The organism is Nissabacter archeti, assembly GCF_018257325.1.
In the GTDB taxonomy this organism is placed as follows: Bacteria; Pseudomonadota; Gammaproteobacteria; order Enterobacterales; family Enterobacteriaceae; genus Chimaeribacter; species Chimaeribacter arupi.
Genome location: NZ_JAERKB010000002.1, coordinates 267,391 through 291,498, shown reverse-complemented (window position 1 = coordinate 291,498; position 24,108 = coordinate 267,391). Strand labels below are relative to the sequence as shown.

The window sequence follows — 24,108 nt, the reverse complement described above, 5'->3', positions numbered from 1 at the left end:
TCTCCTTACCGTTTTGCCTGCCAGATGCGTTGCTGATAATCCCGGATCGAACGATCCGAACTGAAAATCCCAACGCGTGCTGTATTCAGGATAGCGCGTCGTGTCCATTCTTCCGGGTCACGGTAGAGTGCGTCCACGTTCTGTTGCGCTTCTTCATAGGCGGCGAAATCGGCCAGCACCAGATAAGGGTCGCCCCCGCCCAGCAGGCTGTTCAGCAACATTTCAAACGCCTGCTTGTCGCCGTTGCTGAATTCGCCGCTCTCCAGCGCTTTCAGTACCGCATTGAGTCGTTTATCTTTTTTACGCCATTTCACCGGGTCATAGCCACCGGCTTTCAGCGCTTTGACCTGCTCCACGGTATTGCCGAAAATAAAGATATTCTCTTCGCCCACCTGCTCGGCAATCTCGACGTTAGCGCCATCCAGCGTGCCGACGGTCAGCGCGCCGTTCAGGGCCAGTTTCATATTGCCGGTGCCGGACGCCTCTTTCCCGGCAGTGGACACCTGCTCGGAGACATCTGCCGCCGGGATCATCAGCTCCGCGACCGACACTTTATAATCCGGGATAAACACGACCTTCAGCAGATCCTTCACCCGCGGATCGTTGTTGATCGTCGCCGCGACCTGGTTGATCGCATAGATGATATTTTTTGCCAGGTAGTACCCCGGCGCGGCTTTGGCCCCGAACAGGAACACCCGCGGCACCCGGTCCGGGCCCTTTTTACTCAGGATCTCCTGATACCGCGCGATGATATGCAGCAGCGTCAGGTGCTGGCGTTTGTACTCATGCAGCCGTTTGATCTGGATATCGAAGATCGCCTCCGGATTGATCACAATGCCGGTGACATCCTTCACATACGCTGCCAGTTTCTCTTTATTCCGGTGCTTGATTTGGCGGAATTTCTCCCGGAACCCGGCGTCTTCGGCATAAGGTTCCAGCCCTTTCAGCGCGTCCAGATCCGTGACCCACTCGGTGTTCAGCGTTTCATCGATCAAGGCTGACAGCGCCGGGTTACACTGCTTCAGCCAACGGCGCGGGGTGATGCCGTTGGTGACATTATGGAATTTCTGCGGCCAAAGCTGGTGATATTCCGGGAAGAGATCCTTCACCACCAGATCAGAGTGCAGCGCCGCTACCCCGTTCACCGCAAAACCGGCCACCACGCACAGGTTGGCCATGCGTACCTGCTTGTTATGCAGCACCGCCAGCTTGCCCCACAGCGCCTCATCGCCCGGCCACTGCTTATCCACGATCTTTTTGAAGTGCGCGTTGATCTGCTTAATGATGGCGAAGTGGCGCGGCAGCAGGCTGCGCACCAGTTTTTCATCCCAGCACTCCAGCGCTTCCGGCATCAGCGTGTGGTTGGTGTAGGCAAAGGTGCGGCTGGTGATCTGCCAGGCGGCCTCCCACTCCAGCTGATGCTCATCCAGCAGGATGCGCAGCATCTCAGGGATCGCAATGGTAGGGTGGGTGTCATTGAGCTGGATCACTTCATAATCCGGCAGCTCCGCCAGGGCACGGCCCGCGCGATGGTGGCGGCGCAGGATGTCCGCTACCGCACAGGCACACTGGAAATATTGCTGCATCAGGCGCAGCCGTTTACCGGCCTGATGGTTGTCATTTGGGTAGAGCACTTTGGTGAGTTTGGCGGCGTCGATGCCATGCTGCTCAGCGTGCAGGAAATCCCCGTCATTGAATTTACCCAGGTCAAACGGGGCGGGATGGGTAGCTTCCCAGAGGCGCAGCGGCTGGCTGATGCCGTTGCGGTAGCCCACTACCGGCAAGTCCCATGCTTCACCGCGCAGGATGAAATCGGGCCGCCATACCGTGCGGCCGTCGGCCTGTTTCTCCAGTTTGCCGCCCATACCGACGTCCACCGCCAGCGAGGCATTATGGGTGAACCACGGGTAATTTTCGCGCTGCCAGATGTCAGGCGACTCATGCTGTTTGCCGTCAACAAAGCGCTGGCGGAACAACCCGTACTGGTAGTTCAGCCCATAGCCGGTGGCCGGCTGGCTGAGGGTCGCCATGGAATCCAGGAAGCAGGCGGCCAGCCGCCCAAGGCCGCCGTTGCCCAACGCCGGATCCACCTCCTGTTCAAGGATGTCAGTCAGCGACAGGTTAAAGCCTTTCAGGATAGCGGCAATGTCGTCATACCAGCCGAGGTTGATCAGGTTATTGCCGGTCAACCGGCCAATCAGGAACTCCATTGAGATGTAGTTCACATGCCGCTGCCCCTTCTCAGCCGCTTCCGGCCGGGGCGGAGGAGTCAGTTGCTCGGCAACGGCGGCGCTTACCGCCTGCCACCACTGATGCGGCGTCATTTCTTCTGCGGCATGAAGGCCGAAATGATGCCACTGGCGCGACAGCGCAGCCAAAAAGACATCCTTTTTAAATGTGGGCTGTGACATAGCAGGTCTCATTCCTGTAGTTAAACCAGTTAACGCTAACCAGTTAAATGTTGAACATGTGAATTGGGCATGACGGACAGGCGCTTAAATAATTAGCGCTATCCTGCCGGGCAGTGAGCGGCGCGGCATCATCCCGCCGGACGCTTAGCTGGGGAGGAGAAGCAGGGCGTAGCCGTGAAGTGTGATCGACTGCAACTTACCATCACCTCAAAACCGGCAGTTATTGCATTAGAAAGTGGCTTAGCTGAACTTAACGGCTAATGATTAATTACAAGCCGTAAAATAATCATGGTGTATTGGATGGCTACCTTTCCGCCACCTCCGCCGCTGTCAGAGAAGATGGAAACCTCATGCTGATCCCTTCAAAACTCAGCCGTCCGGTACGGCTGCAAAATACTGTGGTGCGCGATCGTTTGTTGACCAAACTGGCCAGCGCAGCCAATTACCGTCTGGCGCTGGTTAACTGCCCGGCGGGTTACGGTAAAACCACCCTTGTCGCCCAGTGGGCGGCCGATATCGCGGAGTTGGGATGGTATTCACTGGATGAAAGTGATAACCAGCCGGAACGCTTTGTCAGTTATCTGGTGGCCGCTATCCAGCAGGCCACTGGCGGGCATTGCAGCAAAAGCGAGGCCATGAGCCAGAAACACCAGTACGCCAGCCTGTCAGCACTGTTTTCCCAACTGTTTATTGACCTGAGCGAATGGCACCGGCCGCTCTACCTGGTGATTGATGACTATCACCTGATCACCAATGAGCAGATCCATGAGGCGATGCGCTTTTTCCTGCGCCACCAGCCGGAAAACCTGACGCTGGTGCTGCTCTCACGCTCGCTGCCGCCGCTCGGCATCGCCAACCTGCGGGTGCGCGATCAACTGCTGGAACTCGGCAGCAGCCAGCTCGCCTTCAACCACCAGGAGGCAAAACAGTTCTTTGACTGCCGCCTCCATGCGCCGCTGGAACAGGGTGACAGCAGCCGTTTATGTGACGACGTTGAGGGCTGGGCAACCGCCCTGCAACTGATCGCCCTCTCTGCCCGCCAGTCCGGGGCGGCGGCGCATAAATCAGCCCAACGGCTGGCCGGGCTGAACGCCAGCCACCTGAATGATTACCTGGTGGATGAGGTGCTCGACCGTATTGACGTCGATACCCGCCACTTCCTGCTGCGCTGCGCGGTGTTGCGCTCCATGAATGATGCGCTGATTGTGCGGCTGACCGGCGAGGATTACGGCCAGCAACGGCTGGAGGAGCTGGAGCGCCAGGGCCTGTTTATCCACCGTATGGATGACAGCGGTGAATGGTTCTGCTTCCACCCCTTATTTGCCGCATTTCTGCGCCAGCGCTGCCAGTGGGAACTGGCGCTGGAGCTGCCGGCCATCCACCGCAGCGCCGCCGAAGGCTGGCTGGCGCTGGGCTACCCGGCTGAAGCCATCCACCACGCGTTAGCAGCCGGTGACATTGAGATGCTGCGCGACATCCTGCTGCATCATGGCTGGATGCTGTTCAACCAAAGCGAACTGACTCTGCTTGAACAGTGTTTGAATGCGCTGCCCTATGAGCGGCTGGTGCAGAACCCCAAACTGGCGCTGTTACAGGCGTGGCTGGCGCAAAGCCAGCACCGCTTCACGGAAGTCGATACCCTGCTGGATCGCGCTGCCGAGGCGATGCAGGCCCAACAACTGGAAATTGATAAAACCCTGGCGGCCGAATTCAACGCGCTGCGCGCGCAGGTCGCCATTACGGCCGGCAAACCGGAAGAGGCCGAGCAGCTCGCCGGTGAGGCGCTGAAATTCCTGCCGCTGTCGAGTTACTACAGCCGCATCGTGGCAACCTCCGTGACCGGCGAAGTGCACCACTGCAAAGGCGAGCTGGCGCGCGCGCTGCCGATGATGCAGCAAACCGAGCAGATGGCGCGGCGGCATGAGGTCACCCATTACGCGCTTTGGGCGCTGCTGCAACAGAGCGAAATCCTGATCGCCCAGGGCTTTTTACAGGCCGCCTTTGAAACCCAGGACAAAGCCTTTGAGCTGGTGCGCGAACAGCATCTGGAGCAGTTGCCGCTGCACGAGTTCCTGCTGCGCCTGCGCTCCCAGCTGTTATGGTCATGGGCACGGCTGGACGAGGCCGAAGGGGCCGCCCGGCGTGGCCTGGAAGTGCTCAATAACCACCAGCCGCAACACCAGTTACAGTGCCTGGCGATGCTGGCGAAATGCTCGCTGGCACGGGGCGATCTCGACAATGCCGGGCGGCACCTTCAGGGATGTGAAACCCTGTTGCTCAGCAGCGCCTATCACCGTGACTGGCTCACCAACGCGGATAAAGCCCGGGTACTCTATTGGCAGATGACCAATGATGTCACTGCCGCGGCTAACTGGCTGCGCCATACGGAAAAACCGGGCATGGCGGATAACCATTTCCTTCAGGGGCAATGGCGCAATATTGCCCGCACACAAATCCTGCTCGGCCAGTTTAATGAAGCCGAAGTGGTGCTGGATGAGCTGAACGACAACGCCCGGCGGCTGAAGCTCTACAGCGACCTCAACCGTAACCTGCTGCTCAGTAACCGGCTCTACTGGCTGTGTGAGCGGAAAGCGGATGCCCAGAAAGCGCTGATGGAAGCCCTGACGCTGGCCAACCGCACCGGTTTTATCAGCCATTTCGTGATTGAGGGCGAACTGATGGCCCAACAATTACGCCAGCTTATCCAGCTGAATGCCCTGGCAGAACTGGAGCAACACCGGGCGCAGCGTATTCTTCGCGATATAAATCAGCATCATCGTCACAAGTTCGCGCATTTCGACGAAAGCTTTGTGCTGAAGCTGCTGACTCACCCGCACGTGCCGGAACTGATCCGCACCAGCCCGCTGACCCAACGCGAATGGCAGGTGCTGGGCCTGATCTACTCCGGTTACAGCAATGACCAGATTGCCGGTGAGCTGGATGTGGCGGCCACCACCATCAAAACTCATATCCGTAACCTTTATCAGAAGCTGGGTGTCACCCACCGCCAGGAAGCCGTGGTGCAGGCGCAGCGGCTGATGCAGCTTATGGGGTACAGCGCCTGAGGTTATCAATCAGGCGCTGCCACTGATCCTCTTTACAGAGGATCACTTCTGCAGATGAACCGGCGGCCACGGCCGCCGTCACTCAGCGCTGTTGCCACTCTCCGCGACGCCTGCCGCCATTCAACGCGACGTGCTGCCACTCCATGCGACTTGCTGTCACCTGACATTGCCCTCGCACGCCGCGGCCACTCAGCGCAATCTTCATCTGCCGCCACTATCATTTATCGCCATTCTCACCTACCGCTTGCCGCCCTTTACCGCGAAGGCCAGGTGGTGCGGGTCACTGCGCTGGCTTCTGCCCGTAATAGGCATCGGCACCATGTTTACGGCTGAAGTGCTTTTTCATCAGGTAACTGTCAATCGGGTGCAGGTGTGGGTTAACGCTGCATGCAATCCAGGCCATTTTGGCGACCTCTTCCATCACCACGGCATTATGTACCGCCTCTTCCGGTGAGCGTCCCCAACTGAATGGGCCGTGCTGGCTGACAATCACGCCCGGCGTATGCAGCGGATCGCGGTCCGTGAAGGTTTCCACGATGACCCGGCCGGTTTCCCGCTCATAGTCGCCCTCCACTTCCTCACGCCGCAAAGCGCGGGTACAGGGGATGTCGCCCAGAAAATAGTCCGCATGGGTCGTGCCGAGTGCCGGGATGGTCAGCCCGGCCTGCGCCCAGGCGGTAGCGTGAGTGGAATGGGTATGCACAATACCGCCCAGTGCGGGGTAACGCTGATAAAGCACCCGATGGGTCGCAGTATCTGACGAAGGCCGGTAGCGCCCTTCCACGATGTTCCCGTCCAGATCAACCACCACCATATCCTCTGGCTGCAACTGTTCATACGCCACGCCGCTGGGCTTAATCACCATGAGTTGCCGGTCACGGTCGATACCGCTGACGTTGCCCCAGGTAAAGGTCACCAGCCGGTGTGCCGGCAGTGCCAGGTTGGCGTCAAACACCTGTTGTTTCAGAGACTCCAGCATCATTGCACTCCTGTTTCCCGGGCTTCCCGTGCCGGCACGGGAAGCCCGGCCCGGCGCATTTTCTCACATACCCAATGGCGCGCCGCCGCCACCTCCGCTGCCGGATCGGGGGCCGTCTCACTCCACATCTCAATCAGGTAAGGGCCGCGGTAGCCGCTGGCCTGCAAGGTGGCAAAACAGCGTTCAAACTCCACCACCCCTTCGCCGAACGGCACATTTTTGAACAGGCCGGGGCGGGTATCTTTAACATGCACCGCGACGATGTGCCCGGCACCCGAGGCGAGTTCCATCTGCACATCGTTGTCCCAGGCGGACAGGTTGCCGATATCCGGGTAGAGCTGAAACCACGGGTTATTGAGGTAATGCGCATAACCCAGCGCCTTGCTGATGGAGTTCATCAACGGGTAATCCATGATTTCCATCGCCAGCGTCACCTGCGCCCGGCTGGCCATCTCGACCGCCTGCACCAGCCCATCACGGAAACGCGCCCTGGTGCGGTCGTTGGCCTGCTGGTAATAGACGTCATAACCCGCCAGTTGAATCACTCGGATGCCGACATCCTGCGCCAGCCGGATCGCCTTGCGCATAATCGACAGCCCCTCCTCGCGCACCTCATCCTCTTCCGCGCCCAGCGGAAAGCGGCGATGGGCGCTGAGGCAGAGCGAGGGCACGCGTACGCCGGTCGCGGCTACTGCCTTCACCAGCGCCATACGCTGTTCGGGTGACCAGTCCAGCCGGGCCAGACGCGCATCAGATTCATCGATCGACATCTCGATAAAATCAAACCCCAGCGATGCCGCCAGTTGCAGGCGGGCAAGCCAGTCTTCGCCCCCCGGCAGTGCTTTTTCATAAATGCCGAGCGGAACGGCTTTATGTAACATGCCGGCTCCTTAGCCCCAGAGCTGCTGAATGGTACGCTTGAACTGACGCGCAGCCTCAACCGGGTCTGCGGCGTCACGAATGCTGCGCCCGGCGATAAACACATGCACCGGAATACCCTGGAACAGCGGCAGATCCGCCAGCGCCAGCCCCCCGGTCACCGTGACCTTAAAGCCCATCTCTGACAGGCGTTTGATCGCCGCAATATCGGCCTCGCCCCAGGCCACGCCGGCAGCCTGAGCATCACGGCTACGGTGATAAACCACCTGCCCAATGCCGGCCGCACGCCACTCCGCGGCTTGCTCCCAGGTCCAGAAACCGGTCAGCTCAATCTGCACATCGCCATTGAACGCATGGGCGACTTCCAGTGCCCCTTTGACGGTGTTGATGTCGGCACAGCAGATCACGGTTATCCAATCCGCATCGGCTTCAAAACACATGCGCGCGAGGATGTGCCCGGCATCAGCAATTTTGGCATCAGCCAGCACAATTTTTTCCGGGTAGAGTGCTTTGAGGTCACGCACTGCGCGCACGCCTTCCGCCACACAAAGAATGGTGCCGACTTCAATGATATCGACCTCCGCCGCAATCTGCCGGGTGGTGTGGTAGGCATCAGCCATGCTCTGGTTGTCCAGGGCGACTTGTAACATCGGTAAGACGTGAGACATAACAACGCTCCTTTTAGTGGGCGGCCGCGTCAGCGGCGGCTGAGGTTTCATCAATGAGTGCCAGCACGTCCTGTTCAGTGCGGCAGGCGCGCAACCGGTCAAAATTGGCGTCATCTTCAAACAGGTTCACCACTTGCATGATGCCGACTTCCTGATGTGCCTGAGCATCTACTGCCGCCAGCGTAATCAGGATATCGACCGGATCATTTTCTTCATGGTTAAACACCAGGGGCGTTTTCAATGTGACCAGTGCAAAACCGGTTTTGTTGACCCCTTCCTCCGGGCGGCCATGCGGCATCGCCAGCCCTGGGGCAATCACAAAATAGGGCCCGAAACGCGCCACGCCGTCCAGAATGGCCTGGTAATAACGGGGTTCCACCACCCCGGCTTTCACCAGCAGATCAACGCCGATTTTCACCGCCTCCTGCCAGGTGGCCGCCTCCGCCTGAAGGGCGATAGCGTGGTTTTCCGCTAACGAATCACGCAGCTTCATACCGGCTCCTGTTTTTTAAGGTCATGGGGAAAATGCGCGGTGATCACCTCCAGCAGCTTTGGCCCGAAGTCCGCTGCGGACAGCATATTGCGTACACCGACCACATATTTATTGCCGCTGACGGTGATCTCATCCGCCACATGGGTAGAGGCGATGATAATGTCTGCGCCGCCCAGCTCGGATTTGTATTCCCCTACCGCACAACTGTTTACGCTGTGATTAATGCCTTCCTGTGTCAGGAACTGGCCGACTTTCATCTTCATGATCATCGAGCTGCCTTGCCCACATCCACATACCGCCAGAATGCGCACGGTCATAATTTTGGCTCCTTATGGTTCAACAGAGTGTTGCTGTTTAATTGGCTGTTATTGTTTAACCGGCTGTGGCTGTTTAACTGACAGTCATTGTTCGACCGGTTGTTCTGAAGCAATTTTTTCTGCGTCCTCTTCGGCGCGCAGGGTACGGCCGGCAAAGAACATGTAGATCGCGGCAATCATGAGGATCACCCCGATAAACCACAGGCCGGTGGTGAAACCCTGCATCATCGGCGGGGCCAGAATCGACCAGTCCGCCATGCCCATCCAGGCGCTCAGCCCCGTGAGTTTTACCGCCCAGACACAGCCAAAGATCTCGACCATGCCCATGACCAGGCAGATCTTCAGCGCAGCACGCCAGCCGCCAAAGTGATTGGCAAATACGCCGATAGTGGCGTTGGAGAAGAACATGGGAATAAAGCCCGGGATGATCATGATGGAAGAGCCGATCGCCAGCAGGATACCGACAGCAATCAGCTGGCCGATGGTGCCCCACATAAAGCCCCACACCACGGCATTGGGTGCAAAGCTGTAGATGGCGGCACAATCAATCGCCAGCACCGCCCCCGGAATCAGGCGTTGGGAGATGCCGTTAAACGCTTCCGTAAGCTCCGCCACGAACATCCGCACACCCTGCACAATGATGAAGATAGCCACAGAGAACATCAGGCCGGTCTGGAGGATATAGATCGTCCAGTGGGTTTTCCCGGCCATTGTTTGCAGGGTTTCCAGGCCGAATGAGCAGAGGATGATGCCGAAAAACAGCGTCATGACGATGGCCGTGGAGACGATATTGTCATGGAAAATATTGAGCCAGCCCGGCAGTTTAAGATCTTCCACGCTTTCCTCTTTTTTGCCGAGGAAAGGGGCAAGTTTATAGGCCAGCCAGGCAGCAAATTGTTGTTGGTGACCGATAGAGAAACCACAGCCGTCCGTCACTTCCTGGGTAGGTTTGTACATCATGTTGGCGGTGATGCCCCAGTAGAGTGACACCAGCACCGCCGTGCAGAGCACGGTCGTCCACATCGGGTAGCCAAGGATGTAGAAGAACACCGCGATGAGCCCCGCCTGCTGAAACATGATGTGGCCGGTCAGCATGATGGTACGGATGCCGGTAATGCGGCGCAGCAGCACATACCCAATGTTCAGCGCCAGGGCCAGCAGCACGGCATACCCTACCCAGCTGTAGGCATCGCCCATGCGCTCAATGGTCGCCATCATGGCGGCATAGGTGTCTGAGATGGCGCCGTTGATGCCATACACTTCGGATAGCTTGGCGACCACCGGTTTGAAAGTGCTGGTCAGAATGCCTGACCCTGCCTGCAACAGCATGAAACCAATGATGGTTTTCAGCGTCCCTTTGATGATGACGGTAGCGCTTTTACGTAACAACGCGTAGCCCAGCAGCGTCACCAGCCCCAGCAGCAGCGGGGCGTTAGTCATGACCTGATTAAAAAAAACGGTAAACAGGGTATAGAGGGTTTCCATAAGGCTCTCCATGAGAAAGCGCTCCGTGAGGCTTTCCGCGTTGGGCCGGACATCCTGCAAGTGTATATCCGGGTAAAGGCACAACAATCTTAAGGTTGTCGCACTCTACCGCTCACCTCCTCTCACAAAAAGATGCTTTATGATTATTTGTGAGCATCTTCTCAAGATATTCACTCAACGACAGCAACACTCCATAATGGATGCGCAGAATGCCTGAACAGTCCTTTGTTTTTAAATGGAAATAAATCATTCATATCAATATCTGATAACATGATGCGTGAATATCAATGCCGGAATACCTGTCGTAAAAACTGAGATACGACGTTGTAAGCCCCCATAAACAGTGCTAGATTCCTCTCAAATAAATCATAAATAATCACATAATGATTGATTATGACTAAGCGGTTTGTATGCTTATCACCAACCCGATGAGGAAATGCTATGAGTAAAGTAACCACCCTTACCCGTGAAGCCTGGATCCTGAATACTTTCCCTGAATGGGGCAGCTGGCTGAATGAAGAGATTGAGCAGGAGCAGGTCGCGCCCGGCACATTTGCCATGTGGTGGCTGGGGTGTACCGGCATCTGGCTGAAATCAGAGGGCGGCGCCAACCTGTGTGTGGATTTCTGGTGCGGCACCGGCAAACAGAGCCACGGTAACCCGTTGATGAAGGCCGGCCACCAGATGCAGCGTATGGCCGGGGTGAAAAAGTTACAGCCAAACCTGCGTACCACGCCGTTTGTGCTGGATCCGTTTGCCATCCGGCAGATTGACGCAGTGCTGTCCACCCACGATCACAACGATCATATTGACGTGAATGTGGCGGCGGCTGTGATGCAGAATTGTGATGCCTCCGTGCCGTTTATCGGGCCGCAAACTTGCGTCGATCTCTGGGTTAGTTGGGGCGTCCCGGCAGAGCGCTGCATCGTGATGACGCCGGGTAAGGTCATTACCGTCAAAGATGTGGAAATCCGCGCGCTGGAAGCCTTCGACCGTACGGCACTGATTACGCTGCCAACCGGGCAGCAGGCAGCCGGGATATTGCCGGACGGCATGGATCAACGCGCCGTCAATTATCTGTTCACCACGCCGGGCGGCTCGCTCTACCACAGCGGTGATTCGCACTACTCGAACTATTACGCCAGGCACGGCAATGAGTATCACGTTGATGTGGCGTTAGGGTCTTATGGGGAAAACCCGCGCGGTGTCACCGACAAGATGACCAGTGCCGATATTTTGCGGATGGCCGAGGCGCTGAAAACCCAGGTGGTGATTCCGTTCCACCATGACATCTGGTCAAACTTCCAGGCAGACCCGCAGGAGATCCGTATGCTGTGGGAGATGAAAAAAGATCGGCTGCGTTATGGCTTCAAGCCGTTTATCTGGCAGGTGGGCGGCAAATTTACCTGGCCGCTGGACAAGGATAATTTTGAATATCATTACCCGCGTGGGTTTGACGATTGCTTTACCCAGGAACCGGATCTGCCCTTTACCTCGTTCCTTTAAGATAACGTCAGGCGCGGCAGGGCGCGCCTCCCTTGCCCGGCCTGACGCGGTAAGGCACAACGAAAAATACAAATGCGCATGATGCTCGCGTATAATCACCGGATAATCATTATCCACGCGGGGCAATCATGACTGAAGCACAACGACACAATGCTATCCTTGGGCTGCTTCAACGTCAGGGGCAGCTCTCTGTCGCGGATGTCATCACGCAGTTTGCCATTTCACCGGCAACGGCACGCCGCGACATCACCAAGCTCAATGAGCTGGGAAAATTACGTAAAGTACGCAACGGGGCAGAGGCCATCAGCACGCCGCGCCAGAGCTGGACGCCACTGAATATCCACCAGACGGCGCATCTCAATGAAAAAATGCGCATTGCTAAAGCGGCGGCGGCGCTGTGCAGCCCGGATCAAAGCGTCGTGATTAACTGCGGCTCCACGGCATTTTTACTGGGCCAGGAGATCTGCGGAAAACCGGTACAGGTGATCACCAATTATCTGCCGCTGGCGAATTACCTGATTGAGCAAGAGCATGAGAGCGTGGTGATCATGGGCGGGCAATATAATAAAAGCCAGGCCATCACCCTCGCGCCACAAGATGGCGATGCCACCCTGTATGCCGGGCACTGGATGTTCACCAGCGGTATCGGGTTAACCGCAGAAGGGTTGTATAAAACCGATATGCTGACTGCGATGGCCGAGCAGAAGATGCTCAACACTGTGGGGAAACTGGCTGTACTGGTGGACAGCAGCAAGCTGGGGCAGCGCGCCGGTATGCTGTTCAGCCGCACCGAGCAGATTGATGTGGTGATCACCGGGCAGGCTGCGGATGCTGCCCTGGTCGAACACTTACGCAAGCAGGGTGTTGAGGTCGTTTTGGTGTAAAGCGGGGTGATAGCGGTGGGATATCGATGTAATCGCGGTGGGATAGCCGGATGCAGTACGCCGCCCGGCTAATCAGAGGTATTAGCGGTGTTACAGGCACACCGGGCGCATACAGGGCAGGTGCGTTAAAATTCAGCAGTGGCGGGTGAAAATTGCTGCTGCCGAAAATCGGCTGCGAGACGAGAGAATGGCTTATTGCGGCCGGAAACCATCGGCTGTGTAACATGCCAGGCTGTATGCCGGCCGTCACTGATGGCTGATGAAAATTGCCTGCTGCACAGAATGTTAGGGCGATACACCGGTAACCGCGCTTATGGTTGCTGAAATCGGGTAAGACAGCGCTAAGCCTCTTTTCATAATAGCCCTGCATTACGCCGGGTCTTGTCCGGTAAAAAATTAGGTACACTGTTGCCGTGTTTTTCCCCTAATTCAGAGGCACCCTGCAGTATGGAACAGTTCGAAGCAATCAGCGTTGAGCAGGCACACACCCGGTTAAGCCAGGGTGACGCCGTGATGGTGGATATCCGCGATCCGCAGAGTTTTGCCGCCGCCCATGCGCCGGGGGCCTTTCACCTGACTAACGGCAATTTGCCTGATTTTATCCAGCAAACCGCCTTCGATAAGCCGGTGATGGTGATGTGCTATCACGGCATCAGCAGCCGCGGTGCGGCGCAGTATCTGCTGACCCAGGGCTATGACGCAGTCTACAGTATTGATGGGGGCTTTGAAGCCTGGGCGCGCCAATTCCCTGATGCCGTGCAAGCTGACAACACCTGACAGCCTCCCTACGCCTTGCCTGCCATCGGCTTTGCCGGTGGCTTTTTTTTGCCTGTGCTTCCAGTTTGATACAGGAAACAGTGGGTCGGGAGCTCCCCCATAAAAGTACCGTCAGGCAGCCGGGCAGGCTATGCGCCCGATAACACGCGCACGCTCAGTGCGGTATACCCTTATGGCCACAGGCGCGCATGTACTATGGAATGCCGTGCGCAAAGGCGGCGTAGCTGCGCGGATAAGCGCTATAGGGATCACGTGGATATAGGCCATATCAATCGCACTTCTCTTATCGCCGGTATACTCAACATGAACTGTTATGCAAACAGAACCGGGTACAACAAGGTAACTGTGAGGCAGCGCATACGGCAGAAAGCAACGGGCACGCGTCATGATGCGGCAGGTATAATCAGGTTGCCGCGCCCACAGGGTGAATGGTAAGTTGCAAAATCATGATTAAAAATCAATCTGTTAAAACACCGCCAGTGAAGGTTGCAAATAAACTATGGTGCGAATAATTACGTTGTCCAACCCCAGGGTTGCCCTGGCGTTTGTGGATTACATGGCGACTCAGGGCATCCGGCTGGAAAGCCGCCCGCAACAGGGGCATACCGTTGAGTTATGGCTGGCGGATGAGTCACGGCTGAGCGAAGTCGAAAATCAGCTTGAGCAGTTCCTGCGCGATCCTGCCCATCCGCGTTATCAGGCAGCCAGTTGGCAGACCGGCAACACAGAAAGCACGCTGTCTTACCCACGCTACTCCTACCTGGCGCGCATCCGCAGCCAGGCCGGGCCGCTGACGCTGGCCATCATGGTGCTGAGCATTGTTATCTATCTGCTGATGCCGGTGATGGGGGATGACCGCATCATGAACTGGCTTGGCTGGCCGGCCGACAGCAGCCAATACTGGCAACTCTGGCGGTGGGTCAGCCATGCACTGCTGCATTTCTCGATTTTGCACATTATGTTTAACCTGCTGTGGTGGTGGTATCTGGCCGGGCCGCTGGAAAAGCGCCTTGGTACCGGCAAACTGCTAACGATTGCGCTGGTTTCCGCCTTTTTCAGTGGTTGGGCGCAATCCCTTTACAGCGGTATCTATTTCGGCGGCCTTTCCGGCGTGGTCTATGCGCTGATGGGCTACGTCTGGCTGACCGGCGAGCGCGCACCGAAGGTGGGGCTTTCGCTTCCGCGCGGGTTAATGGTGTTTTCACTGGTGTGGCTGGTTGCCGGTTACTTTGATGTGTTTGGCCTGGCGATTGCCAATGCTGCCCACGTAGCCGGGTTAATCCTGGGCTTACTGATGGCTTTCAAGGATACGCGCCATCTGCGCAATCAGCGCTAACCGCCGGCTTTTTAAGGTCTTTTTAGAGGTGTAATGTGAAGCAAACGCAGCGTCATGACGCGATTATTGAACTGGTGCGTCAGCAGGGGTATGTCAGTACCGAGGAGCTGGTGGAACATTTTGCCGTCAGCCCGCAAACTATCCGCCGTGATCTGAACGACCTGGCGGATCAGAATAAAATTCAGCGCCATCACGGCGGCGCGGCCCTGCCTTCCAGCTCGGTGAATGCCGCCTACCATGACCGTAAAATCATGTGGCCGACTGAAAAGGCGCGCATTGCCCAGCGCGTCGCCAGCCAGATCCCGGATGGTGCCACGCTGTTTATTGATATCGGCACCACGCCGGAAGCGGTCGCCCATGCCCTGATGAACCACAAAAACCTGCGCGTGGTCACCAATAATCTGAACGTGGCTACGCTGCTGACAGCCAAAGAGGATTTCCGCCTGATTCTGGCCGGGGGTGAAGTACGCACCCGTGACGGCGGCATCATGGGGGAAGCCACGCTGGATTTCATCTCCCAGTTCCGGCTCGATTACGGCATTTTGGGCATCAGCGGCATTGATATGGATGGCTCGCTGCTGGAGTTTGACTATCATGAAGTGCGCACCAAGCGCGCTATCATTGAAAATTCCCGTTGCGTGATGCTGGTGACTGACCATTCCAAATTTGGCCGCAACGCGATGGTCAACCTCGGCAACATGAACCTGATCGACTATTTATTCACAGACAAAATGCCGCCAGCCAGCGTGATGAAAATCATTGAGCAGCATGAGGTGCAGCTCGAGCTGTGCTGATCCCGCCTGCGGCCTGAAGCCGTTTTCTGCCCCCCATCCTCACGGCCCCGTTTTTTAACGGGGCCGTGCTGTTTCTGCATATCCCCTTTTTTACTGCGGAGTCAATGATCTGACGACGTAATAAAGCCGGAAAAGTGTTAGCTGCATCACGCCTAAATGTTTTTATTCGGTTAAGTCTTGGCTTATTTGTTGGTTTTTGATTACAATCATGAGCGAAAACGAACATTAAAGAACTGTTACGAACATCTGGAGGAAGATGACGTGGAAACCAAAGACTTGATCGTGATCGGTGGCGGCATCAACGGGGCCGGCATCGCAGCGGATGCTGCCGGACGCGGGCTGTCCGTACTGCTGCTGGAAGCGCAAGACTTGGCGTGTGCCACCTCTTCCGCCAGCTCGAAGCTGATTCATGGTGGCCTGCGCTACCTGGAACATTACGAATTCCGCCTGGTGAGCGAAGCGCTGGCCGAGCGCGAGGTGCTGCTGAAGCTGGCACCCCATATCGCCTTCCCGATGCGCTTCCGCCTGCCGCACCGCCCCCACCTGCGCCCGGCGTGGATGATCCGTACCGGCTTGTTCCTGTACGATCACCTTGGTAAACGTACCAGCCTGCCGGCCAGTAAGAGCCTGCGTTTTGGCGCGGATTCGGTCCTTAAGCCGGAAATCACGCGCGGTTTCGAATATTCTGACTGCTGGGTAGACGATGCGCGTCTGGTCGTCCTGAATGCGCAGGAAGTAGAACGCCGCGGCGGCGAAGTGCGTACCCGCACCAAAGTCACCTCAGCCCGCCGTGAAAATGGCCTGTGGGTCGTTGAAGCGCAGGATGTAGAGAGCGGCAAAACCTTCACCTGCCGCGCACGCGGTCTGGTGAATGCCACCGGCCCGTGGGTGAAAAACTTCTTCGATAATGGCCTGAAGCTGAAATCACCTTATGGTATCCGCCTGATCAAAGGCAGCCATATCGTGGTGCCGCGCGCCCATAATCAGAAGCAGGCTTATATCCTGCAGAACGAAGATCACCGAATCGTGTTTGTGATCCCGTGGATGGAGGAGTTTTCCATCATCGGTACCACCGACGTCGAGTACAAAGGCGATCCGAAAAATGTGCAGATTGATGAGCAGGAAAAAGATTACCTGCTGAAAATCTACAACAGCCACTTCAAGAAACAGCTGGGGCGTCAGGACATCGTCTGGAGTTACTCCGGTGTGCGCCCGCTGTGTGATGATGAGTCTGACTCGCCGCAGGCGGTCACCCGTGATTACACGCTCGACGTGCATGATGACAACGGCCAGGCACCGCTGCTGTCGGTGTTTGGCGGCAAGCTGACCACTTACCGCAAGCTGGCTGAACATGCGATGGAAAAGCTGGCGAAATACTACCCGAGTGCCGGCCCGGCCTGGACGAAAAACGGCAGCCTGCCGGGGGGCGACATCGGGGGCGACCGTGAGAGCTATGCTGCGCAACTGTGCCGCAAACACAGCTGGCTGCCGGATTCTCTGGCCCGCCGCCTGACCAACACCTACGGCAGCCACAGTGAGTTGATCCTGGCCGGTGCGAATAGCCTGGCCGACCTGGGCGAAGATTTCGGCCACCATTTCTTTGAGGCCGAGTTGCGCTACCTGGTGGAGAAAGAGTGGGTCAAGGAGCTGGATGACGCCATCTGGCGCCGCACCAAGATCGGTATGTGGCTGAATGACGCGCAACAGCAGCGCGTTGCAGCTTGGCTTGCCAACCGCATCGCCCCTGTGAAGAAACTCTCACTGGCGTCCTGATCGCAGGCATTACGCCACAAAAAAGCCCGGCAGCGATGCCGGGCTTTTTATTTTCGGGTGAATATATTATCTAGTAAATAAACCCGTATATTTTATCTCATTGCCAAAACGGGTCATTTTCCCAGTGAACTGGGAAGCCAGTATCATGCAGATAAAGCATGGCAGCTCGATGACTGTTGAATAATGAATGTAACGCTTCACGCATGTTAACATCATGCATACCCAGCGTTTTCACCATCTTTTGAATAACGGCAATAGACAAATAAGGCCGGTTAGGCTGTGTCGCATCGATAATAAGTTCATTGGCAATGCCACTTGGCACAGCGAGCTTTGCATTCCACAGGCGGCTATGATGTGCACACCGGTTACGGATATCGCGTAAACGCTGTATCCAGTTCACCTATGCCTTAAAATCACGGGCACCAAACTCTGCGGCCAACTCATCAAGGATCTTATTTTGTGGTGAGGGTAAAGATTTAAAGTAATAAAAATCAATGGCATTTACTATCTTATAGAGGCATCCAATTGTCATGAACTCACTGGCTATCCAGAAAGGGGGCAGCGTTGGATATTCTGGATGTACATTGTTATGGTATTTTTCTTTATAATTTCTGGCATACATCTCTTTTTCACGTTCAAAATCCTTCTTAATAACATCCCGGATAGCATTGATAGCCTGTACATTCCCTTGGGGTGTGAAAAAATACGTATCATCCAAATACCAAAATGCATTATTTGTATAACTGGAAAGCGTTTGATCAAGGCGGCTTCTTAGTTTTACCTCAAGGCGCGCTATTATACCAAACAGGCAGGCCCGGAGTTTTTCATCAAAACGATACAGCTCGATACCATATTCAAAATACTCATTCTCTCTGTAATGCTTTCCATCAGGGCTGGTTGAATCTAAAAGAGGGTGCAGATAGATTTTAAAATGGTAGTAACTTATCTGATTTAACACCCGTATGGCTTCTTGCTCATCCAGGAAAGAGAGATGCTTACGTTTTAAATCAGCGAGGAGTTCTGAGGGCGAACGATAGGGTTTACGGTAAAGGGTGGTTGGCATCGTTGTATCATCCCTGAATTAACGCCAAAAAAAAGCCCACTAACTTCCCCGAAGGGTTGTTGCAGGCGTCATTAAGGCAAATATTACGCCTTCTGACAGCAGGGTCAATACTATTTTGAGCGGGGCACCATGCCATCGCTCCTCCAACAAACATCAACGCCGTCAACAAAAAACCCGCCGGAGCGGGTTTTTGGCTGTGAGGCAGCGGAACAGCAGACAGGATCAGAGCTTCACCGGTTTGATGTGCCAGATCTCGTCGGCGTACTCCTGGATGGTACGGTCGGCAGAGAAATAGCCCATATTGGCGATGTTCAGCAGCGCGCGGCGGGTCCACTCTTCCGGTTGCTGGTAGAGTTCGTCCACTTTGTCCTGGGTATCCACATAGCTGCGGTAGTCGGCCAGCAGTTGGTAGTAATCCCCCAGGTTGACCAGCGAGTCAAACAGGTTGCTGTAACGCTTAGGTTCGCCGGGGCTGAAAACGCCGGTGGCAATCTGCGTCAGCACCTGGTGCAGTTCGTGGTCCTGCTCGTAATACTGGTGCGGGTTGTAACCGTTGCGGCGCAATGCCTCCACCTCTTCAGTGGTGTTACCAAAGATAAAGATGTTCTCCTCACCCACATGCTCCAGCATCTCCACGTTTGCGCCATCCAGCGTGCCGATGGTCAGCGCGCCGTTCAGGGCAAATTTCATGTTACTGGTGCCGGAGGCCTCAGTACCGGCCAGTGAGATCTGTTCGGAAAGATCGGCCGCCGGGATGATCAACTGTGCCAGGCTGACGCTGTAATTCGGAATAAACACCACTTTCAGCTTGGCATGGGCGCGCGGATCGTTGTTGATCACCTGTGCCACATCGTTGATCAACCGGATAATCTGCTTGGCCGCATAGTAGGCCGAGGCCGCTTTACCGGCAAAAATCACCGTGCGCGGCACCCAGTCACGCTCCGGCTCCGCCAGAATGCGGTTATAGCGGGTGATGACGTGCAGCACGTTGAGCAACTGGCGTTTGTACTCGTGGATACGTTTGATCTGCACATCAAACATCGATGCCGCATTCACCACGGTGTTCAGCTGGCGGGCGATGTAGACCGCCAGCCGCCGTTTGTTCTCCAGCTTGGCTTTTTGCAGCGCCTGCAGGAAGCTCGGGTAATCCACATTCTGTTTCAGCTCGCTGAGCTGGCTGAGGTCGGTACGCCAGGTCTGGCCGATGCTGTCATCCAGCACGGAGGCCAGCGGCGGGTTGGCGAGCGCCAGCCAGCGCCGCGGCGTCACGCCGTTGGTTTTGTTGCAGAAGCGGTCTGGGTAGAGGCGGGAGAAGTCGGCAAACAGTGACTGCACCATCAATTCTGAATGCAGCTCAGACACGCCGTTAACTTTGTGGCTGGCGATCACCGCCAGCCAGGCCATGCGCACCCGGCGGCCATGGTTTTCGTCGATGATCGAGACACGCGCCTGAAGATCCGCATCGTTCGGTGCCTCTTCCGCGACAAACTTCAGGAAGTGCTCGTTGATCTCGAAGATCAGTTGCAGGTGGCGCGGCAGGATCTTGCCGAGCATGTCCACCGGCCAGGTTTCGAGCGCCTCACTCATCAGCGTGTGGTTGGTGTAGGAGAAGACGCGGCTGGTGACGTCCCAGGCTTTTTGCCAGCTGAATTTATGGTCATCAATCAGCAGGCGCATCAGTTCAGGGATTGCCAGCACCGGATGGGTGTCGTTCAGGTGGATGGCGATCTTATCGGCGAGGTTTTCAAAGGTCTGGTGCATCATCCAGTGGCGGTTAAGGATGTCCTGCACGGTGGCAGAGACCAGGAAGTACTCCTGGCGCAGCCGCAGTTCACGCCCGGAATAGGTGGAGTCATCCGGGTAGAGCACCCGCGACACGTTCTCGGAATGGTTTTTGTCTTCCACCGCCGCGAAGTAGTCGCCCTGGTTAAATTTACCGAGGTTGATTTCGTTACTCGCCTGCGCGCCCCACAGCCGCAGGGTGTTGGCGGCATCGGTGTCAAAACCGGGGATCACCTGGTCATAGGCGCAGGCCAGGATCTCTTCCGTCTCCAGCCAGCGGGTTTTCGCGCCCTCCTGCTGGATGCGGCCGCCGAAGCGCACTTTATAACGGGTATTGTGGCGCGGGAACTCCCACGGGTTGCCATATTCCAGCCAGTTATCCGGGGACTCTTTCTGTTCGCCGTTCACAATCTTCTGCGCGAACATGCCGTATTCATAGCGGATGCCGTAGCCGCGCCCCGGCAGGCCGAGGGTCGCCAGTGAGTCGAGGAAGCAGGCCGCCAGCCGCCCAAGGCCGCCGTTACCGAGGCCGGGATCGTTCTCTTCTTCAATCAGTTCGTTCAGGTCCAGCCCCATCTCATTCAGCGCCTGGCGCAGATCGTCGAAGATACCCATCGAGAGCAGCGCATTGGAGAGGGTCCGGCCCAGCAGGAATTCCATAGAGAGGTAATACACCTGGCGCACATCCTGCGATAACTGCGCGCGGTTGGAGCGCAGCCAGCGCTCGACCATACGGTCACGGACTGCATACAGGGAGGCGTTGAGCCAGTCATGTTTGGTGGCGACTGACGGATCTTTTCCCACCATAAACATCAGCTTGTACGCAATAGAGTGTTTCAGTGCCTCAACGCTGACGGTCGGCGACGTGTAGTTAAAAGGTGAAGTCATAGCGTTTTCCCATCCAGATGAATACTGCAACCGCTCAATGACATTAGCCACGCCGCCCGGATGTGCGGCGTGGCCCAGACGTGCCTTGATCTTTACAGGGCGTGCCGACAGGGCGGCACGCCGGAATTACTTCAGTAAACGCTTGTACAGCAGGTTGTAGGCGTGTGCGGCCACTTGCCAGGTGAAGTCCAGGCTCATGGCGTGTTGCTGCACGTGCCGCCAGTGTTTTTGCCGTGTCCAGAGCACCATTGCGCGGCGTACTGCCTGGCTCAGCGACTCAACCGTGCTGTCTTCAAACACAAAGCCGCTGGCGGTGCCGTCGGCCAGGTTTTCCAGCGAGCAGTCCACCACGGTGTCGGCCAGCCCGCCGGTGCGGCGTACCAACGGCAGCGTGCCATATTTCAGGCCGTAAAGTTGGGTCAGCCCGCACGGTTCAAAGCGGCTCGGCACCAGAATCACGTCTGCCCCGCCGATAATGCGGTGGGAGAAGGCTTCATGGTAGCCAATCTGTACCCCGACCTGGCCGGGGTAATCGGCGGCGGCGGCCAGAAATGCCTGTTGCAGCACGGCGTCCCCGGCCCCGAGGATCACCATCTGCCCGCCCTGCTCCAGGATGCCCGGCAGCGCGCCCAGCACCAGATCCAGCCCTTTCTGGCTGGTCAGGCGGCTTACCACCGAGAACACCGGCTTGGTGTCATCGACATCCAGCCCCATCACCCGTTGCAGATAGGCTTTGTTGATCGCTTTCGCCTTAAGGTTATCGGCACTGTAGCGCGCCGACAGCAGGATGTCGGTTTGCGGGTCCCAGATCGCCTCATCCACGCCGTTCAGGATGCCGCTCAGCCGCCCTTCGCTTTCGCGTTCCTGCAATAAGCCTTCCATGCCGTAGCCAAAGGCCGGCAGGGTTATCTCATGGGCATAGGTCGGGCTGACGGCCGTAATGTGGTCAGCAAAGAACAGCCCGGCTTTGAGGAAGGAGATCTGGCCGTAAAACTCCAGCCCGTACACCTGGAAGAAGGATTCCGGGATCTGCAGTTCATGCAGGTGCACGGCAGAGAACAGCCCCTGGTAGGCCAGGTTATGCACCGTAAACACGGTTTTCACCGGGTGGCCGCGCGCGGCGATATAGGCGCACGCCATGCCCGCATGCCAGTCATGGGCGTGGACAATGTCCGGCGTCCAGAAGTTGTCCAGCCCCAGCGCCATTTCACTGGCGATCCAGCCCAGCAGCGCAAAGCGCCGGTGGTTGTCCGGGTAGGCATACAGTGACTGGTCATGGTACGGGCTGCCGGCACGGTCAAACAGCGCCGGCGCATCAATCACATACACCCCCACGCCGCGGAAGTGGCCGAAGCGCACCCCCACCGGCCCGGCAAAAGTATCAATATTACGCACCAGTTCGGTGTCCGGGATACCCTGCATAATGTCAGGGAAGCCGGGTATTAACACGCGGACGTCGGTGCCCTCCGCTATCTGAGCGGCGGGCAGCGCTCCGGTTACATCTGCCAACCCGCCGGTTTTCAGCAGGGGGAAAAGCTCAGAACACACATGTAAAACCTGCATCGTCGCTCCTGATTGTCGGCTCCGGCGCCTCTGCGACCGGACATCAACGTAAGACATTCTGGGGGGCGAAAAAACCCGCGGCGGCTCCTGATGCCGCGGGTCTGGCTTCACCCAAGCTGTTGCGCTTCCCGGCAGTAATTACTGCGCGCGTTCGCCTTCCAACCTGGCCAGCATCGCCCGGGTTACTAACACAATTCCTTCATCAGACCGGTAAAAACGGCGGCTGTCCTCGTCCGCGTTTTCCCCGATCACCATGCCCTCAGGAATATGGCAGGCACGGTCAATGATGCAGCGCCGTAAACGGCAGGAGCGGCCGATATTGACGTCCGGCAGCAGCACTGATGAATCGATGGTACAAAACGAATTGACCCGCACCCGTGGGAACAGCACCGAATGCACCACCACCGAGCCGGAGACAATACAGCCGCCGGACACCAGCGAGTTCATGGTCATCCCGTGGCTGCCGGAACGGTCCTGGACAAATTTCGCCGGCGGCAGCGGTTCCATGTGGGTGCGTATCGGCCAGCGGCGGTCATACATGTCCAGCTCCGGCGTGACCGAAGCGAGATCAAGGTTGGCGCGCCAGTAGGCATGCAACGTGCCGACATCACGCCAGTAGGGCTTGGCATTCGGGCTGGACGTCACGCAGGAGAGCGTAAACGGGTGCGCCCAGGCTTTGCCCTGCTGGGTAATTTTCGGGATCAGGTCTTTACCGAAGTCCCGTTCTGATTCCGGCAACTGGCGATCTTCCTCCAGCAGCCGGAACAGGAAATCGGCATTAAAAATGTAGATGCCCATGCTCGCCAGCGCCAGGTCAGGATTACCCGGCATGGCCGGCGGATTGGCTGGTTTTTCAACAAAGTCGCGCACGCGCCCTTCGTCATCCACATGGATCACGCCGAAATCACGGGCTTCCGCGATCGGCACCGGCATACAGGCCACAGTGCATTCCGCATCTTTCTGCACGTGGTCGATCAACATGCGCGAGTAATCCATTTTGTAGATATGGTCACCCGCCAGGATCACGATGTACTTGGCCTGGTAGCGGCGGATGATGTCCAGGTTCTGGTAGACCGCGTCCGCCGTGCCTTTGTACCAGTTGTCTTCCTCGTTGCGCTGCTGGGCAGGCAGCAGGTCAACGAATTCGTTCATCTCCTCGTTAAGGAACGACCAGCCGCGCTGGATATGCTGCACCAGGGTATGCGACTGGTACTGGGTGATAATGCCGATGCGCCGGATGCCGGAGTTCAGGCAGTTCGACAGGGCAAAATCGATAATGCGGAATTTGCCGCCAAAATGGACAGCGGGTTTTGCACGGGTAGAGGTTAAATCTTTCAGCCGCGAGCCACGGCCCCCGGCCAGGATCAGCGCCACCGAATCGGCGGGCAGTTGCCTGGCCAGCATCAAGGCATCTTCGTTATCGAACTTAACCATGGCTGACTCCT

General features: G+C 56.9%; 19 protein-coding genes. 7 read left to right on the top strand and 12 right to left on the bottom strand.

Translation table 11 applies throughout. The features are described 5' to 3' along the window. Positions 1–5 precede the first annotated feature (5 nt). On the bottom strand, positions 6–2,411 hold the full coding sequence (malP, locus tag JK232_RS04035; protein ID WP_212588852.1) for a maltodextrin phosphorylase: 2,406 nt from the start codon (positions 2,409–2,411) through the stop codon (positions 6–8). Between the two features lie 350 nt (positions 2,412–2,761). Here malP and malT point away from each other — a divergent pair, with 350 nt between their 5' ends. Further along, a complete protein-coding gene (gene malT / locus JK232_RS04030) occupies positions 2,762–5,476 on the top strand; it encodes an HTH-type transcriptional regulator MalT (protein WP_072927507.1) in 2,715 nt (904 codons plus the stop codon). A 280-nt stretch (positions 5,477–5,756) separates the two neighbouring features. Here the strand turns inward: malT and JK232_RS04025 are convergent, their stop codons facing one another. The 6 genes from JK232_RS04025 to ulaA all read right to left on the bottom strand — a co-directional run bounded on the left by JK232_RS04025 (position 5,757) and on the right by ulaA (position 10,297). Then, positions 5,757–6,452: an L-ribulose-5-phosphate 4-epimerase gene (locus JK232_RS04025; RefSeq protein ID WP_101854245.1), complete on the bottom strand. Its 696-nt coding sequence runs from the start codon at positions 6,450–6,452 to the stop codon at positions 5,757–5,759. Positions 6,453–6,454: 2 nt separating this feature from the next. Then, on the bottom strand, positions 6,455–7,336 hold the full coding sequence (locus JK232_RS04020) for an L-ribulose-5-phosphate 3-epimerase (protein WP_212588851.1): 882 nt from the start codon (positions 7,334–7,336) through the stop codon (positions 6,455–6,457). A gap of 9 nt (positions 7,337–7,345) precedes the next feature. Then, positions 7,346–8,002, bottom strand: coding sequence for a 3-keto-L-gulonate-6-phosphate decarboxylase UlaD (locus JK232_RS04015; RefSeq protein ID WP_101834453.1), 657 nt, complete (start codon positions 8,000–8,002; stop codon positions 7,346–7,348). A gap of 13 nt (positions 8,003–8,015) precedes the next feature. Further along, complete coding sequence (gene ulaC, locus JK232_RS04010; protein ID WP_072927511.1) at positions 8,016–8,495, bottom strand: PTS ascorbate transporter subunit IIA; 480 nt, start codon at positions 8,493–8,495, stop codon at positions 8,016–8,018. Beyond that, the gene (gene ulaB / locus JK232_RS04005) at positions 8,492–8,812 is read right to left on the bottom strand and encodes a PTS ascorbate transporter subunit IIB (RefSeq protein WP_072927513.1); all 321 of its coding nucleotides are present in this window, start codon (positions 8,810–8,812) and stop codon (positions 8,492–8,494) included. Before ulaB ends, ulaC begins: the two co-directional genes overlap by 4 nt. A gap of 84 nt (positions 8,813–8,896) precedes the next feature. After that, positions 8,897–10,297 carry a PTS ascorbate transporter subunit IIC gene (ulaA, locus tag JK232_RS04000; RefSeq protein ID WP_072927515.1) on the bottom strand — a complete coding sequence of 467 codons (1,401 nt, stop codon included), beginning with the start codon at positions 10,295–10,297 and terminating at the stop codon, positions 8,897–8,899. A 441-nt stretch (positions 10,298–10,738) separates the two neighbouring features. Here ulaA and ulaG point away from each other — a divergent pair, with 441 nt between their 5' ends. From ulaG to glpD, 6 genes are all read left to right on the top strand, one after another. Continuing rightward, on the top strand, positions 10,739–11,803 hold the full coding sequence (gene ulaG / locus JK232_RS03995) for an L-ascorbate 6-phosphate lactonase (RefSeq protein ID WP_212588850.1): 1,065 nt from the start codon (positions 10,739–10,741) through the stop codon (positions 11,801–11,803). Between the two features lie 128 nt (positions 11,804–11,931). Continuing rightward, a complete protein-coding gene (gene ulaR, locus JK232_RS03990) occupies positions 11,932–12,687 on the top strand; it encodes an HTH-type transcriptional regulator UlaR (RefSeq protein WP_072927518.1) in 756 nt (251 codons plus the stop codon). Between the two features lie 447 nt (positions 12,688–13,134). Beyond that, complete coding sequence (gene glpE / locus JK232_RS03985; protein ID WP_072927519.1) at positions 13,135–13,464, top strand: thiosulfate sulfurtransferase GlpE; 330 nt, start codon at positions 13,135–13,137, stop codon at positions 13,462–13,464. A gap of 499 nt (positions 13,465–13,963) precedes the next feature. Further along, positions 13,964–14,800: a rhomboid family intramembrane serine protease GlpG gene (gene glpG / locus JK232_RS03980; protein WP_212588849.1), complete on the top strand. Its 837-nt coding sequence runs from the start codon at positions 13,964–13,966 to the stop codon at positions 14,798–14,800. Positions 14,801–14,835: 35 nt separating this feature from the next. Then, on the top strand, positions 14,836–15,594 hold the full coding sequence (locus JK232_RS03975) for a DeoR/GlpR family transcriptional regulator (protein ID WP_072927522.1): 759 nt from the start codon (positions 14,836–14,838) through the stop codon (positions 15,592–15,594). Positions 15,595–15,855: 261 nt separating this feature from the next. Continuing rightward, positions 15,856–17,367, top strand: coding sequence for a glycerol-3-phosphate dehydrogenase (glpD, locus tag JK232_RS03970; protein WP_072927524.1), 1,512 nt, complete (start codon positions 15,856–15,858; stop codon positions 17,365–17,367). 97 nt (positions 17,368–17,464) lie between these two features. On the opposite strand, the gene JK232_RS22810 is transcribed toward glpD, so the two are convergent. The 5 genes from JK232_RS22810 to glgC all read right to left on the bottom strand — a co-directional run bounded on the left by JK232_RS22810 (position 17,465) and on the right by glgC (position 24,097). Further along, positions 17,465–17,767: an Abi family protein gene (locus JK232_RS22810; RefSeq protein WP_246538257.1), complete on the bottom strand. Its 303-nt coding sequence runs from the start codon at positions 17,765–17,767 to the stop codon at positions 17,465–17,467. Next, positions 17,768–18,430: an Abi family protein gene (locus JK232_RS03965; RefSeq protein WP_246538255.1), complete on the bottom strand. Its 663-nt coding sequence runs from the start codon at positions 18,428–18,430 to the stop codon at positions 17,768–17,770. Positions 18,431–18,652: 222 nt separating this feature from the next. Then, positions 18,653–21,100, bottom strand: a complete 2,448-nt coding sequence (gene glgP, locus JK232_RS03960; RefSeq protein WP_072927528.1) for a glycogen phosphorylase — start codon at positions 21,098–21,100, stop codon at positions 18,653–18,655. A 126-nt stretch (positions 21,101–21,226) separates the two neighbouring features. Further along, positions 21,227–22,663 carry a glycogen synthase GlgA gene (glgA, locus tag JK232_RS03955; RefSeq protein ID WP_072927530.1) on the bottom strand — a complete coding sequence of 479 codons (1,437 nt, stop codon included), beginning with the start codon at positions 22,661–22,663 and terminating at the stop codon, positions 21,227–21,229. A 138-nt stretch (positions 22,664–22,801) separates the two neighbouring features. Further along, positions 22,802–24,097, bottom strand: a complete 1,296-nt coding sequence (gene glgC, locus JK232_RS03950; RefSeq protein ID WP_072927532.1) for a glucose-1-phosphate adenylyltransferase — start codon at positions 24,095–24,097, stop codon at positions 22,802–22,804. Positions 24,098–24,108 lie beyond the last annotated feature (11 nt).